This window comes from Latilactobacillus sakei subsp. sakei DSM 20017 = JCM 1157, assembly GCF_002370355.1.
GTDB classification, from domain to species: domain Bacteria; phylum Bacillota; class Bacilli; order Lactobacillales; family Lactobacillaceae; genus Latilactobacillus; species Latilactobacillus sakei.
Window position 1 is genome coordinate 1029511 of sequence record NZ_AP017929.1, and the last position, 16207, is coordinate 1045717.

Genomic DNA, 16207 nt, shown 5'->3' on the forward strand with positions numbered 1-16207 from the left:
ATCGGCTGAAACGTGCTTTAACGAGCAACTTCTTCCGTCTAGCGACGCTTAGCAAACGATCCGCTGTGCGGCTCATTCACCAAGCTATGCTATACTCAGAAGTTAAACGCTCGGTAAAGTGTTCTAATTTGAAACGTGCTTTAGTACGCAACTTCTTCCGGTTAGCGACATCAGTCAAATCGACGATTGCATCGTCAATTCGCCTGATTAGGCTAATCCTCAGAAGTTAAACGTGTACTAAAGCACTCTTTTTTCATAAAGTTTTGTTAAAGGAATTGCAAGGTTTCAGGCAATCAACTAAAATGGTAGGAAGATGCTTTTTGATGTTGAAAGAGGGAGTATGTGAAATGACCAATTCACCTAAAACGGGGACTACGGATAAATCTTCACAGAATCAGATGTTACGCGGTTTCGCATGGATGACAGCCGGCAGTATTTTTTCGCGAATCTTAGGCGCTGTCTACGTTATTCCATGGCCAATTTGGTTTGGCTCAAATTTCTTACAAGCCAATACACTGTTCGCCCGGGGTTATCAGATTTATAGTGTTTTCTTAGTGATTTCAACGGCTGGGATTCCAGGCGCATTATCTAAACAAATCGCGCGTTATAATGAAATGAATGAATACGGCGTGGGGCAACGCCTTTTTAAAAAGTCACTGATCTTAATGTTAGGGATGGGTGTCTTATCGGCGCTGGCGCTATATGCACTAGCTCCTGTCTTGGCAGCCGGTGATCCACGGATGGTGCCGGTTTTCCGTTCGTTAAGTTGGCCGTTGCTAGTGATTCCGCTCTTGAGTATCATGCGGGGTTACTTCCAAGGGTATTCCGAAATGGCACCGTCTGCGATTTCACAGTTCATCGAACAAGTCGCACGAGTGCTTTACATGACGGTTTCCGCCTTCATGATCATGCAAGTGATGAAGGGCAGTTATGTCGATGCTGTTACGCAGGCGACATTTGCGGCCTTCATTGGGGCAGCTGCAGGACTGTTATTATTAATTTTCCATTACATCAAACAACGCGGGCGCATTTCTCAATTAATCGCCGGCAGTAATAATCAGCTAGAAGTATCGACGACTGATTTATTGAAGGGCATTATTCGCCAATCAATTCCATTTATCGTTATCGATGCGAGTGTTAACTTGGTTTATATCATCGATCAATACACCTTTAATCCGATGATGCACGATTTCGTGATTGCTAATAATCACCAACTCGATAACTTGTACGCCTTATTTGCCGCCAATGCGAATAAGCTGATTTCAATCACCGTTTCGTTAGCGGCCGCAATGGCTGTTACGGCGGTACCATTGATGTCTGCGGCTCACGTTCGTGGCAATCAAAAAGAATTGCGGCAACAAATTGGTAGTACCATTCAACTCTTTAATTTAGTCATGATTCCAGCGGCTTTCGGGATGGCAGCCGTGGCTGGGCCGCTTTATACTTTGTTCTACTCACATGATGCCTTAGGGATTAGCGTCTTACAATTTTCATCGTATATTTCAATTCTCTTAGGCCTCTTCACGGTCTTAGGGGCGATTCTACAAGGGTTGTACCAAAACCGGTTGGCCTTGTTCTATCTATTGATTGGTTTCATCGTTAAAATTGTGGCCCAATACCCAGCCATTTATTTCTTCCGGGTATACGGTCCGCTTGTGTCAACTGGCTTAGCCTTTGCGACGAGTTCAATCTTGATGTTAGCCGCATTACACCGCTATTATCATTTTGATGCCTGGCAAACGATTCGCCGTTTAATCGGGATCGTCGGCTTTTCGGTGATTATGTATCTGATGACATCACTAACGGTCAAAGGATTATTGTTAGTGTTTAATCCACAAAGTCGGCTTCAAAGTGTGCTCGTCCTTGCGATTAGTGTCGCAGTTGGTGGGTTAGTCTATGCTGTTTTAGCGTTGAAATCACGCTTAGCCGATTATGTCTTAGGCAGTAACTTAGACCGCTTTAGAAGAAAGTTGAAATTAAAATGAGAATTGATCGTTTTTTAAGTCATATGAATGTCAGCACGCGTAAAACACTCAAGCCATTATTAAAGGCAGGGCGGGTTCGTGTTGCCGATAAAGTTATCAAAGAAGCAAAATATCAAGTGACCCCAGAAACGGTGGTTTACGTTGATGATGAACCGATTCGCTATCAAACTAATTTTTATTGGTTATTAAATAAACCGGCGGGGGTTATTTCGGCCACGACCGATCCGCAAAAAACAGTCATGGATTTATTCGCACCAGCAGATTATCGGGAAGACTTATTCCCCGTGGGCCGCTTGGACAAGGATACGACGGGGCTGTTGTTGATCACCAATGATGGCGATTTAGCCCACGATTTATTGAGTCCCAAAAAACACGTTGCTAAAACGTACCGCGCTAAAATTGCCGGGGTGGTAACGGCGGCTGACCAAGCACAATTTGCTAACGGTCTAAAGTTGAGTGATTTTGATGCTCAACCAGCACAATTGACGATTTTAAGTACTGATACAAAACGCCAAGAAAGTTTAATTGAAGTTGAGATTCATGAAGGCAAATTCCACCAGGTTAAGCGCATGTTTCATGCGGTTGACAAAGAAGTACTGACACTAGAGCGACTTCAGATGGGACCGTTAAGATTGCCGGCTGACCTGAAACGCGGGCAATACCGTGCGTTAACAACAACCGAAATTGATGCTTTACAAACAACAACACAAAAATAGCAGTCCGCTTTTAGCGGACTGCTATTTTTATTAATGAGCCATCTGCGCCATGAACTGTGGTAAAGCTTGAATCATTTGAGTGGGCAAAGTGACGTATTGCTTTTGAGCGAGTTGATCTGAAATGGCGCTGTGCGTATAGACAGCTGCACTAATAGTTTGATAGTTGGTTCCGAATTGGCCACAAAAAGCAGCGATAATCCCGGTTAAAGTATCGCCACTACCACCGGTCGCCATTGCGGGTCCGCCAATCATGAGCTGACTGACTTGTGTTTGGTGATAAATTTCGGTGTGGTGTTTTTTTAGCACGAGTGTGGCCTTTGGATAATCAGCCAGTACCGCTTGATTATTGACGACAGTTTGTTGTTCAATCGATAGGCCGCTTAGACGCGCCCATTCCATTTGGTGGGGCGTTAAAATCAGTTGCGCATCTGGTAGGGCAAGTTTTTCGCGGGCGATTAAGGTAAGCGCAGAACCATCGATTAAGAGGGTTTGTTCAGGCTGAACAGCTTGCAAGACTTGTTTCAAACGAAGCAACGCAAAGGCACTTAAGCCAAGTCCTGGACCAATTACGATGACATCGGCGGCTTGAACGGTAGGTGCCCATTGTACGAAGGGTTGCCGGTAATCAATAAACATGGCTTCGGGTAAACGGGTGTGAAGGCTAGCGAGGACGCTTAAATCGCTAGCCACGGAAACCAACCCCGCCCCGGCATAAACGGCAGCAGAGGCGCTCATAATAGCCGCACCGCCATATTGCTGACTACCGCCGATGATTAAAATACGACCAAAATCGTCTTTGTGACTGATAGCGGGCCGAGCCACAATCACTTGGCGGGCCAACTCGTCTGTGATAATTTGCATACGATGACCTCCTTTAGTTGCCTCTATTATAAGCGAAATAGTGTTAAAAGGGTATTGGCAGGGCTTCACAACACTGGTACAATAGTCATGTAGCAAATCGCCCGTGTGGCGGAACTGGCAGACGCGCAGCGTTCAGGTCGCTGTTTGGGTAACCGAGTACAGGTTCGAATCCTGCCACGGGCATCACGAAATGCTTATGAGAGACTAACTAAGTTGTTTTTAGCAACGCGGTTAGCCTTTTTTATTGCTTAGGATGATTAGGTTGACTTTTTAAGTCTACGGTTGTAAACTAACTTTATTGAATGAATGATCGTTTCGCTGAGACGGTTATTTTTTTGAACAATTAGTTTACAAATGTAGATATTGGAGGATATGGCAATGACACAAATCGTTAAAATTACAGGGATGAAATGTGATGGTTGTACGCAAAACGTACAAGAACGCTTCTCAAAAATTGCAGGGGTTCAATCTGTTGAAGTGAGTTTAGAACAAAAACAAGCAACACTCCAAACGGCTACTGAAATTGAGCATGCCACCTTGGCAGCGGCACTTGAAGGGACACACTACACGGTCGACTAGGATTACCGGATTGAAGGGAGCAACCAGCAAATGACAACTAAAACGTTTAACATTGATGGGATGGTGTGCGCTTCTTGTGCACAAACGATTGAAGGGGCAACGCAAAAATTGCCGGGCATGCAAAAAGCGGCGGTCAATTTGGCCACTGAAAAAATGCAGGTCGAATATGACGATTCCGAATTATCCGTGACTGCGATTGAAGAAGCGGTTAGCGCAGCGGGCTATGGTGCAACAGAACAGATTGACCCGGAAAAAGAAGCGCAGGAGATCCAAGCCAAACGCACGGCTCACTTACAAGTGCTTTGGCGGCGTTTTTGGTTATCGGCCCTTGTGACGTTGCCGCTCTTATATTTATCGATGGGGCATATGGTTGGCTTACCGCTACCGGCATTTTGGCAACCGATGCAAGCGCCCGTTAACTTTGCGGTCACCCAGCTAGTATTGACGTTACCGGTATTATATTGGGGCCGGCAATTTTTCATTGTCGGGTTTAAGGCGTTATTCAATGGGCATCCCAATATGGATTCCTTAGTGGCACTCGGTACTAGCGCTGCTTGGGGTTACAGCTTAATCGCCACCTTAGCGATTATCAGTGGGCATATCGACTTAGTGACGAGCCTCTATTATGAATCAGCCAGTGTTATTTTGACGTTGATTACGTTGGGTAAATATTTTGAAGCGCGTTCTAAGGGGCAGACATCGTCAGCAATCGAAAAGTTGTTGAATTTAGCACCTAAACAAGCAACAGTTTTACGCGATGGCGTCGAAACAACGATTGATGTGGCCGAAGTGGTCGTCGGCGACGTGCTTGTTGTCCGTCCTGGTGAGAAAGTACCAGTTGACGGAGAATTGATTGCGGGTCATTCGGCGGTTGATGAATCGCTAATCACCGGTGAGAGTTTGCCCGTTGAAAAACAAGTTGGCGATGTCGTTATTGGGGCCAGCTTAAATAAAAATGGTCATTTCCAATTTAAAGCCACTAAGATTGGTAAAGATACGGCCTTAGCACAAATTGTCCAATTGGTTGAACAGGCGCAAGGGACTAAGGCCCCAATCGCACGGTTAGCGGATAAGATTGCGGGCGTCTTTGTCCCAATCGTGATTGGCTTGGCCTTATTATCCGGTTTAGCGTGGTTCTTTTTAGGACAAGAATCGTGGCTCTTTGCGTTAACGATTACGATTTCAGTTTTAGTGATTGCTTGTCCATGTGCCTTAGGGTTAGCGACCCCCACGGCCATTATGGTGGGGACTGGCAAAGGGGCTGAAAATGGTGTCTTGATTAAGAGCGGTGACGCACTTGAAACGGCGCAACATATTCAAACCGTTGTATTGGATAAAACGGGGACGATTACCGCCGGACAGCCAATCGTGACTGATATGGTTGTTTATCAGGGCACTGAAGACGATTTGTTACAATTGGCGGCCAGTGTAGAAGCTGGTTCGGAACATCCATTAGCAAGTGCAATCAGCCAAGCGGCTAGTGAGCGTCAATTAACCTTATCAGCAATGACCGATTTCACAGCCATTCCGGGTTACGGTCTATCCGCCCAAGTTGCGAACCAGACAATTCTATTTGGAAATCAACAATTAATGGCTGAAAATGGTGTTGCAATTGAAGCAGGTTTGAAGACGGCGCAACAATTGGCCGAACAAGGCAAAACACCGATGTACTTGGCCCAAGACGGTCAATTACAAGGCGTAATTGCGGTTGCCGATCCGGTTAAAGCAACGAGTCAAGCGGCCATCAGTCGTTTGCAAAAGATGGGGATTCAAGTTGTGATGTTGACTGGGGATAACCAAAAGACGGCTCAAGCAATTGCACACCAAGTTGGGATTGAACAAGTGATTAGTGATGTTTTACCAGAACAAAAGGCAGCCCAAATTAAAATCTTACAAGCAACCGGTCAATTAGTGGCGATGGTTGGTGACGGGATTAATGATGCGCCGGCTTTAGCGCAAGCTGATGTTGGCCTAGCAATCGGTTCAGGGACAGATGTGGCGATTGAATCAGCCGATATTGTGTTGATGCACGATGATTTAATGGCGGTTCCAACGGCTTTTAAGTTAAGTCGGAAAACGATGCAAAATATCAAAGAGAATCTTTTCTGGGCTTTTGCCTATAATATTCTCGGGATTCCAGTCGCAATGGGTGTCCTGCACTTGTTTGGGGGACCACTTCTAAACCCAATGATTGCTGGGGCGGCGATGAGTTTTAGTTCAGTGTCGGTGTTATTAAATGCCTTACGACTAAAACGATTAAAATTATCATAAGACCGAAAATAGCACTGACGCGTTAAATGCGGCAGTGCTATTTTTAATAAGTTGAATGTAAACGGTTGCGACGACGGGCCGAAACCGTTATATTATTAAGGTAACTAAGGATAGGGGAGCGTTAAGTATGACAGTTAAATTAATTGCATCAGATATGGATCATACCTTATTAAACGAAAGTGGCCAGTTGCCACCGAATTTTGAACAAGTTGTTAAACAGTTAACGGCCAAAGGCATCATTTTTACAGCGGCGAGTGGTCGGCCACTTTATACGTTGAAGCAGATGTTTGCTAATTTAGAAAATGACATGTGTCTCGTAGGTGATAATGGCGGGGTTATCAGTTATCAAGGTGACATTATCTTCAAGAGTTTATTGCCATTGACTGATTATCAACGGATGGTCGCTTTTGTGAACGAGAGTCAAACCGGAATCGGGATGATTTGTGGAATGGATGCGGTTTATATTGAAGAACAATACCAAGCTTTAGATGCGACATTCCGTCAATTCTATGCCGAAATCAAATACGTTCCTGATTTAACCAAAGTGAGTGTTGAAGCGGATAAGTTTACGGTTTACTTCCCAGAAGCCAATAGCCGCGACTTTTACGAACAAATTTACGGGCCAACGTTTGGTGCTGACTATTCAGTGGCCGTCGCTGGTGTGGAATGGGTCGATATCATGAACAAGGGGATTGATAAAGGCCACGCGATGCGCTTTTTAGCTAATCATTTCAATATTTCAACGGCTGAAATGATGGCCTTTGGGGATACGTATAATGATAAAGAAATGCTTCAAACAGTTAAATACAGTTATTTAATGGGTAATGCGGATGATGATATGTTGCAATATGCCACCTACCGCGCGGATACTAACGAGAATTATGGCGTGTTGCAGGAGATTGAGAAATTGCTGTAAGCAACCAATCATAAATCGCTTGTTGCTGTTCAATTGCATTTGTTTCTTGTAAAATTTCATGAGCTGTATGTGGCAAAATGCGCACCGTGGCGTTAGTGACGGTGTGCTTTTTAAATTGTGTCGCTAAATGGCGGGCGCGGCGCCCATAACCGCCGGCAGGATCGTCTTGGCCACTCAGCACTAGTACTGGGCGTTCTTTTAAAGCCAGTTGCCAATCAGCATGACGCGTTAATTCTGTCAGCGTCAATAACATCGCAAAACCGTTATTACTGAATACGTAGCCACAAAGGGGATGATTTTCGTAAGCCGCTACATTGTCCTGATTATAACTGAGCCACGAGAACGGCCGATTGGCGTCAAAGCGTTTAGGATAAACGCCAAAAGCTAGATTATTCAAAAGCTTGCCTGGTTGTTTAGGCGCAAGGGCTCCGATTAAATTAACGAGTGGTAAAGCGGGTTTGAGCACGACTGGAACGTCAATAACGCCCATAAAAATTGCGCCAGCCAGTGGCACAGTCGTTTGTTTGACATATTGGGTGGCAAGCATCGAACCCATTGAATGGCCCAATACAAATAGTGGGCATTCAGGATATTCTTCATGGGCGATGCGCCCGATTAAGGTACAATCGTTTAATAGTGTCTGTAAGCCATGGGGGCCAAAATAACCGAGTTCATCAGTTGTCTGAACGGAATGTCCTTGACCAACATGATCGTGGCCAATTACGACGATCCCGCGATCAGCTAAGAATTGGGTGAGCGCGTCATAGCGTTCGATATATTCGGCCATGCCGGTTAGAATTTGGACAACTGCGATTGGTTTTTGAGTAGGTAACCAAGCAACAACGTGGAGTTGGTGCTGACGGTCGGTTGATTGTACGGCAAATTTTTTCATATTTAAGCGCCTCCATTTATCGCTTATTCTAACAGAAATGCTGATATGATAGCAAAAAAAGAGATTGAAACAAAAATTATTTTTGTTCAATCTCTTTTTGATGGCACACTTTTAACTTAAACGTGTTCTATCAGTCATATCCTTGCGGTTAACGCCGCATGTCAAATAATTACCGTCGGCAATCATTCGCCATGCTCTGTTAATCCTCGGGACATCCCAGACTGATGACACACTCTTTTAAAGTTGGACGTCCTTATTGATTCGTTTGGCGCGTGAGAAGTATTTAGAGTAGAAGCGACTGATAATACCCCAATAATAGAAGATGAGGGCTAAGGCGCTAATTAGGACGAAATCAAGCGGATAAGGAATCACGTTGATACCGTTAAACTCACGACTACCAAGGAAGGAAATCAATGACAGCAAGGCTAAATAAATAATCAACCAGAGACTGCCTTTGAATTGTGCCCAGGTATTTTCCCAATGAATCCGATATTCATAGTAGAAATAAAATGGTAGGCCAAGCATAATTACGCCGATAACTTTGATAGTTGTGGGCCACATTGCCCAGTAAGTCGCAAGACTAGCGAGGACAAAGGATAAAGGCGCCATCACTTTCATCCATGATGAATGGACAGGCCGATTCATGTCCGGCGCCATTTTCCGAAGTGACATCACGGTTACCGGACCGGTCAAGTAAGCAATCAGGGTGGCCGTTGAAATAACGCTGGCAAGCGTCCCCCAGCTTCTGAAGACGGAAACTAACAGCATGCTGACTACGGCGTTGATCGCCATTGCGACCCGAGGAATGTTGTATTGATGGTTTATTTTCCCAACAATAGCGGGCATATGTTTGTTTTGCTTCAAGGCCGCAAGTGTTCGGGCACATGATGCAACAAACGAAACGCCGGTCCCAAATGGTGAGATGAAAGCATCTAAGTACAATAGGACGGCGAGCCAGTGAATCCCTAATAGGATTGCTAAATCGGCAAATGGTGATTGGAAATTCAAACCATGCCAACCGGTTTTAGCGATTAAAGCGGGAGAAACAGCACCGATAAAGGTGATTTGAAGTAATAAATAGATGACGATACTAATACCAAGTGAAATTGCGATCCCGCGACCAATATTGCGTTTAGAATCCCGAATTTCGCTCCCAACATTAATAACCGTTTGAAAGGCGTTGTAGGAGAAAATAATCCCGGAAATCGATGTTGCCGCAAAAATTTTAGCAGAACCATATGGCATAAAGGTTGCTACCGAATGGCCAAAGTTTTCAGAATGGAACCCAGTTGAAACTAACATGATAATTGTTAGTAATGGAATTGCCAATTTAAAAATGGCGATGAAACTGGTGAAACGGGTCAAGAATTTAACTGACCAGAAATTTAAAAGGGTAAAGACAATGATAAAAGCAAAAACGACTAACAAACCGCGGGTTGAAATCTCATTATGATGCATGAAACGGTTCGTCCAGTTGGCCCAAGACCAGGGCCACGAACTCATGTATTGAACAGCGGCGACAGCCTCAATGGGGATAATCGTGACTAACGACACCCAATTAGACCATGACGCGATAAAACCTAATAATGAGCCATGACTGTACTGCGCGTAATGACTCATCCCACCACTTTCAGGAAACATGGTCCCCAGTTCGACGTAGTTAAAGGCGATGGCACCAATCACAATCGCACCGACAATCCATGAAATAATGGCAGCTGGTCCTGCGACAGTGGTTGCTTCCCAAGCACCAAATAGCCACCCGGAACCGATGATTGAACTTAGTCCTAACATGACTAAGCTGAATAAACTCATTTTGTTCTTTTCTAACATAAAGACCTCCTGTGTATGGTTTGCTATTATAACAACCATCAAAGTGGTATACAAATGGATTTTTAGCCAAAAAACAGGCGCCAGTAGTGCGCTTGATAGTGTGGTGACGGTTACAAAAAAAGTTGGTATTAAATTTTTAAGCACTAAAAAAGAAGAGTGTGTCATCAGTTACCACTCGGCGTTAAACGCAGGAATATGACTGATAGAACACGTTTAGACATTAAAAAAATATAAGCACTAAAAAAGACATCACACAAAATAGCTTTTGCGTGACGTCTACGTTTAATTTATAGTTAAGTTAGTGATTGTGGTGAATTGCGTCGCTTTGTTTGAACATCTTAATCTTGCGATCATTCCAAAAAGTTTCAGACATATCACGATAAAAGATGGCAGTCTGACAGCTCGGACAGCGTTTGATACCGTAATCAATAGAGGCTTGGCACGCTGGACAATGAAAAGCCGATGATTCCGAAAGTTCTTGTGATGTTTCTTGAGAATCTTTCATCAATAGGACTCCAATCTTTGAGTTGTTAGCCTTAGTATACATTACCGAAGGGGTGCCTGTTAAGTCATTGAATCATTTTTTCAAAAAAATATTCACAAATCTAGGAGATTATGCTACAATAAGTGAGTAATGCGAGTGTAGTTTAGTGGTAAAACTCAAGCTTCCCAAGCTTGCGTCGCGGGTCCGATTCCCGTCACTCGCTTCATGAATAACAGTTGAATAATTATTGAAGAAGTTAGGCCGAAATGGTCTGGCTTCTTTTTTTGTCCGATTGGCCATCAAAATGATATAATGATGCAATCTTGAAAAGTTGCGTAAAGAACAGCTAAAAAATAATAAATGACAGGTTGTCATTTTTAAGACTTTAGACTGATTGTTTGTCAAAGTCGGTTTGGTAAAGTAGATTCATGAGCAAAGCCCTGGGGAATAAACATAGGGTACTATAAGTAGTGGGAGTGTAGTCAATTGACATTATTAGAGATTAAAGATATTCACAAGTCCTACCATGTGAATAAAGAAGCGTTTAAAGTTTTAAAAGGCATTAATCTTAAGTTTGATCGGGGCGAATTTGTATCGATCTTAGGGGAATCTGGTGGCGGTAAATCAACGTTACTGAACATTATTGGTGGTTTGGATCATCAATATGAAGGTGAATTAATTGTTGATGGCGAATCACTGAAGAATGCTTCTGAAAAGAAGTTCGATGCTTATCGCAGTCAGACAATTGGCTTCATCTTCCAGAGTTTTAACTTAATTAGTCACTTAACCAACTTAGAAAACGTCATGGTACCACTTGAAATGACCGATTTGTCGCATAAGGAACGGGTTGCAAAGGCAACTGCCTTATTAGAACAAGTTGGTTTGAAGGAACATATTAATAAGCATCCGAACCAACTATCTGGGGGCCAAAAACAACGGGTTGCCATTGCTCGCGCATTAGCTGCTGATCCTGATGTGATTATTGCTGATGAACCAACGGGTGCTTTGGATAGCCAAAATACCGCTGAAATCTTGGCGATTTTACAAAAAATTGCCGAAGACGGTAAACTCGTTATTGCTGTGACTCATTCGCAAGCTGTTGCAGATTACGGCACACGCGTTGTCCACATGGTTGATGGTCAAATCGATTATGATAAGCGCCTCAAGGATGCTTATCCAGCACCAGCTGAATCAACACCTAAGAAGAATAGTCCATTGAGCTTCATGTCAGCTTTTAAAATGGCGATGCAACATATGCGCTATGACATTAAACGGAACTTGTTAATCATTTTTGGTGCCTCCATCGGGATTTTCTCAGTGATTTTAATGTTAGGCTTAGGCCAAGGGGTGACCGGGTACATCAATGATCAGGTATCATCTCAAGTGAACCCCAATACGATTCAAATTGCTCGTAATGTGAGCCAAAAGCAAATTGAAGATGGCGACCAAGGAAATTTAGCCGATAAAGACATTAAACGATTTGATAAGATTAAAAATGTGACAAAGGTTGAAAAGGGCTATTATGCCGATGGTGTCCAAGTTCACTACCAAAAGAAGAGTGAAACAATCCAAATGTTCCAAACCTTTAATAAGACGGAACGGGTTCAAGATATTAAAACCGGGACAAAACCAGGCGCCAACGAAGTTCTTTTAACGAAGGCAACTGCCAAAAAATTAGATAAGAAAAATTACAAGAAGATGGTTGGTCGCACGGTAACTGTATACGTCAACGCAATTAGTAAAGACCAACGACCAGTTCAAATGCGTCAAGATGTGAAGGTCTCAGGGATTATCAATTCGGGGACTGAAGCCGTTACTTATGGGACTTTAGCAAAGATGTATCAAGCCCAAAACTTAGAATTAGAACCTAACTTTGCCGCTGTTACGGTGAATAAAACGCAAAACGTCAAAGCGGTTCAAAATAAGATCAAAGCTTATGACAGTAAGGTAGATGGTAAAACGCAAAAAGATTATCAAATTACCGGTGTCGGCGCGATCTTAGATTCAATCAATACGTACCTCAAGTTAGCCTTCTACGTCTTAGCTGGGATTGCAGGGATTTCATTATTAGTTTCAGCAATCATGATTATCGTCGTCCTCTACATCAGTGTTTCAGAACGGACGAAAGAAATCGGTATTTTACGGGCGATTGGTGCACGTAAAAAGGATATTCGTCACTTATTCATGTCAGAGGCGTTTTTGATTGGCCTCTTCTCAAGTATTCTAGGGGCTTTAATTGCCTGGGGTGGTCAAGCATTGGTTAACGTGATTGCCCAACCGTTGACGCACATGCCAATTGTGGCAATTACCAGTGGTTATGTGATCTTCGGGATTGTTATTAGTATAGTGATTAGTTTACTAGCAGCGCTCGCACCATCACGTAAAGCCGCTAAATTAGACCCAATCGAAGCCTTATCCGCTGAATAATTGGGGTTGAAATGTTAACAGGACTTCTATATACTAGGAGTCAAGTTAGAACAGTCAAAAGAATAGTGTTAGCAGCGATTAATAGCGAGTCCGGGATTGGTGGAAGCCGGATAATCAAGCTAATGTGGCGCACTTTTGGTTGAACAATTGCATACTATTGAGTGGATCGATTGATCAATCAGAGTGGTACCGCGGGAATTCTCGTCTCTTTCATTTATTTGGAAGGGACTTTTTTTGTTCGAAAATTTAAGGAGGCTATTAACATGGATTTTAAACAACAAGTTGTCACAGCATTAACTGGCGTTTTAGGCGACAGTTTACCAGCAGAGAAAATCGCACAACTCATCGAAACACCTAAGACATCAGATTTGGGTGACTATGCATTCCCAACATTCATCTTAGCGAAAACATTACGGAAGGCACCACAACAAATCGCCCAAGATTTAGTCGATCAAATGGACGTTGCTGGCTTTGAAAAAGTCATTGCTAACGGCCCTTACATCAACTTCTTCTTAGACAAGGCTGCTTTTAGCGACCAAATCTTGAAGACCGTTTTAACAGAAGCTGCTAAATACGGTGAAAGTGATTTAGGTCATGGTGGTAACGTGCCAATCGATATGTCATCACCTAACATCGCTAAACCAATTTCAATGGGTCATTTACGTTCAACTGTTATCGGAAACTCAATTGCTAAGATTTTAACGAAGGTTGGTTTCAACCCAATCAAAATCAATCACTTGGGTGACTGGGGCACACAATTCGGTAAATTAATCGTGGCCTACAAAAAATGGGGGAGTGAAGAAGAAGTCAAGAAAGACCCTATCACAAACCTTTTGAAATATTACGTTAAGTTCCATCAAGAAGACGTGGAACACCCAGAATTAGACGACGAAGCGCGCGCATGGTTCCGGAAGTTAGAAGCTGGAGATGAAGAAGCAACACAACTCTGGTCATGGTTCAGAAGTGAATCATTGAAGGAATTCCAAAAGATTTATGATATGTTGGGTGTTGAATTCGATTCATATAACGGCGAAGCCTTCTATAATGATAAGATGGATGCTGTTGTGGAAGCAATCGAATCAAAAGGTTTACTACAAGAAAGTCGCGGTGCTGAAATCGTTGACTTAACAGCTTATAACTTAAACCCTGCTTTGATCAAAAAATCAGATGGTGCCACACTTTATATGACACGTGATTTGGCAGCCGCAATGTACCGTCATGACACTTATAACTTCGTACAATCATTGTACGTCGTTGGTGGCGAACAACGGGAACATTTCAACCAATTGAAGGCTGTTTTAAAAGAAATGGGTAACGACTGGTCAGACGAAATCCACCATATTCCATTTGGTTTAATTACACAAGGTGGTAAGAAATTATCAACTCGTAGTGGTCGCGTGATTCTTTTGGAAGAAGTTTTAAACGATGCTGTTAAATTAGCTGGCGATCAAATTGAATCGAAGAACCCAGATTTACCTAACCGTGAAGAAGTTGCTAAACAAGTTGGTATTGGTGCTGTTATCTTCCACGATTTGAAGAACGATCGTTTAGACAACTTCGACTTTGACTTAGAAGAAGTGGTTCGTTTTGAAGGTGAAACAGGTCCTTACGTGCAATATACAAATGCACGTGCGCAAAGTATTTTGAGAAAAGCTAACCAAGAAGTCGTTGTAGACGATCAATTAGTCGTTGCTGACGATAACGCTTGGGATGTCTTGAAGATGTTAAGCAACTTCCCAGCAGTGATTGCACGCGCAAGTAAGGAATACGAACCATCAATCGTTGCTAAATACGCATTACGTTTAGCAAAAGCATTTAATAAATACTATGCTAACTCTAAGATTTTGGCAGACGACGATCAAAGAAACGCTCGCCTATCATTAGTGAAGAGTGTCAGCATCGTCTTAGAAACAGCCCTAGACCTATTAGGCGTCCAAGCACCAAAAGAAATGTAAAGTGCGTCATTAACGGGTAGCTTTTGAGCACTTGCCTAGTGTCGTGAATGAGCGGCTTAAGCCGATTATTTGCGATACGTAGCAAAGCGCAGAAAGCTGTTAATGAAAGCACGTTTAATAAAAAAGAGTGCGCAGTAAGCCTGGTATCTTCTGAGGATTAGCCTAATCAGGCGAATTACCAACGGAGTTGGTGATTTGACTGATGTAGCTAACCGGAAGAAGATGGCTTACGGAGCACGTTTAAGAAACCAAAGTGTGTTTAAAGCGGTTTTGACTCCGAGCATTAGTCTAGTGTCGTGAATGAGTGCTAGAGGCAATCGTTTGCGATACGTAACTAAGCACAGGAGTCAGCTTTAAAAAGCACGTTTCAAAATCACCAGCAACCGGGTGTTGGTGGTTAAAGAGGGCCAGGCAAATTAATTTTGTCTGGTCCTCTTTTTGGATACACCACACGCGACTTTTCCTTCATAATTCGCTATAGTAATGGTGAACTTTTCAAAAGGGGGATTTTGGGATGGCACTTGTATTAAAGCGGCAGATTAAAGGCATTCCGGTGTTAGAAATTGTGGCAGAAAACGCACGTCACGAACCATTACCACTGGTTGTTTATTATCATGGTTGGCGTTCGGCCAAGGAATTGGTCCTGACACAGGCGCGTAAATTAGCGCAAGCTGGCATGCGCGTCGTATTACCAGACGCGCTTAATCATGGTGAACGGCTGCAGCCAGTATCAGAAATTCCGTCATGGACTTTTTGGCAGAGCATCCAAACCAATCTAGCGGAATTTAGTTTAATCATCGATTATTGGCAGCAACTGCACCTGATTAAAGACGACTTAATTGGCGTTGGTGGTGTCTCAATGGGCGGCATGACAACGGCGGCTTTATTGACGAAACATCCAGAAATCAAAGTGGCGGCTTGCATTATGGGCTCGCCAGCCCCATTGACCTATGCGCGCTTGGTCCGCGATAATGTTCGTCAGCATGGCTTACAACAACCGGCTGATTTTGGCTTGTTGACGAGTTGGCTAACTCCCTATGATTTAACCCAACAACCGAATGCACTTGCGAACCGCCCCGTTTTATTTTGGCATGGTACCGAGGATGAACGAATCCCCTACAATCAAATGGCTGATTTTGAACGGCAGGTAAAAGGGCAATCGTATGCACAAAACGTGACGTTTATGACGGGCCAAGGAGAGCGCCATTTAGTGCAACCCGCCTTAATGACGACGATTACTGACTTTTTTGCAACGCATTTAAAAATAAAATCTGAATAACAAAAAGACGCT

10 protein-coding genes, 2 tRNA genes and 1 pseudogene are annotated in these 16207 nt (G+C 43.4%); 9 read left to right on the plus strand and 4 right to left on the minus strand.

What is annotated here, in order from left to right; genetic code table 11:
- The first annotated feature begins 347 nt into the window (after positions 1–347).
- Both LEUCM_RS05140 and LEUCM_RS05145 read left to right on the plus strand, forming a co-directional pair.
- Positions 348–1985, plus strand: a complete 1638-nt coding sequence (locus tag LEUCM_RS05140) for a putative polysaccharide biosynthesis protein (RefSeq protein WP_025016049.1) — start codon at positions 348–350, stop codon at positions 1983–1985.
- On the plus strand, positions 1982–2701 hold the full coding sequence (locus LEUCM_RS05145; protein ID WP_025016048.1) for a pseudouridine synthase: 720 nt from the start codon (positions 1982–1984) through the stop codon (positions 2699–2701). The genes LEUCM_RS05140 and LEUCM_RS05145 overlap by 4 nt, the downstream gene beginning before the upstream one ends.
- Positions 2702–2731: 30 nt before the next feature.
- Here the strand turns inward: LEUCM_RS05145 and LEUCM_RS05150 are convergent, their stop codons facing one another.
- Positions 2732–3562 (minus strand): NAD(P)H-hydrate dehydratase, encoded by an 831-nt coding sequence (locus LEUCM_RS05150; RefSeq protein WP_025016047.1) that lies wholly within the window; start codon positions 3560–3562, stop codon positions 2732–2734.
- 99 nt (positions 3563–3661) lie between these two features.
- On the opposite strand from LEUCM_RS05150, the gene LEUCM_RS05155 reads away from it, so the two are divergent.
- The 3 genes and pseudogenes from LEUCM_RS05155 (at position 3662) to LEUCM_RS05170 (ending at position 7328) form a co-directional block, all read left to right on the plus strand.
- Positions 3662–3745, plus strand: a tRNA-Leu gene (locus tag LEUCM_RS05155).
- A gap of 195 nt (positions 3746–3940) precedes the next feature.
- A pseudogene (locus LEUCM_RS05165) lies at positions 3941–6412 on the plus strand (heavy metal translocating P-type ATPase).
- 127 nt (positions 6413–6539) lie between these two features.
- Entirely contained in the window at positions 6540–7328 is a 789-nt protein-coding gene (locus tag LEUCM_RS05170; RefSeq protein WP_016265474.1) for a Cof-type HAD-IIB family hydrolase, read from the plus strand.
- Here the strand turns inward: LEUCM_RS05170 and LEUCM_RS05175 are convergent.
- From LEUCM_RS05175 to LEUCM_RS05185, 3 genes are all read right to left on the minus strand, one after another.
- Complete coding sequence (locus tag LEUCM_RS05175) at positions 7282–8220, minus strand: alpha/beta fold hydrolase (RefSeq protein ID WP_035148591.1); 939 nt, start codon at positions 8218–8220, stop codon at positions 7282–7284. The genes LEUCM_RS05170 and LEUCM_RS05175 overlap by 47 nt on opposite strands.
- Before the next feature lie 237 nt (positions 8221–8457).
- The gene (locus LEUCM_RS05180; protein ID WP_056936430.1) at positions 8458–10050 is read right to left on the minus strand and encodes an APC family permease; all 1593 of its coding nucleotides are present in this window, start codon (positions 10048–10050) and stop codon (positions 8458–8460) included.
- 298 nt (positions 10051–10348) lie between these two features.
- Positions 10349–10555, minus strand: a complete 207-nt coding sequence (locus tag LEUCM_RS05185; protein ID WP_025016045.1) for a hypothetical protein — start codon at positions 10553–10555, stop codon at positions 10349–10351.
- 131 nt (positions 10556–10686) lie between these two features.
- On the opposite strand from LEUCM_RS05185, the gene LEUCM_RS05190 reads away from it, so the two are divergent.
- From LEUCM_RS05190 to LEUCM_RS05205, 4 genes are all read left to right on the plus strand, one after another.
- Positions 10687–10757, plus strand: a tRNA-Gly gene (locus LEUCM_RS05190).
- A gap of 263 nt (positions 10758–11020) precedes the next feature.
- Positions 11021–12961, plus strand: a complete 1941-nt coding sequence (locus LEUCM_RS05195) for an ABC transporter ATP-binding protein/permease (RefSeq protein WP_056936429.1) — start codon at positions 11021–11023, stop codon at positions 12959–12961.
- 263 nt (positions 12962–13224) lie between these two features.
- Entirely contained in the window at positions 13225–14916 is a 1692-nt protein-coding gene (gene argS, locus LEUCM_RS05200; protein WP_025016044.1) for an arginine--tRNA ligase, read from the plus strand.
- A gap of 514 nt (positions 14917–15430) precedes the next feature.
- Positions 15431–16195 carry an alpha/beta fold hydrolase gene (locus LEUCM_RS05205; RefSeq protein WP_025016043.1) on the plus strand — a complete coding sequence of 255 codons (765 nt, stop codon included), beginning with the start codon at positions 15431–15433 and terminating at the stop codon, positions 16193–16195.
- Positions 16196–16207: the final 12 nt, after the last annotated feature.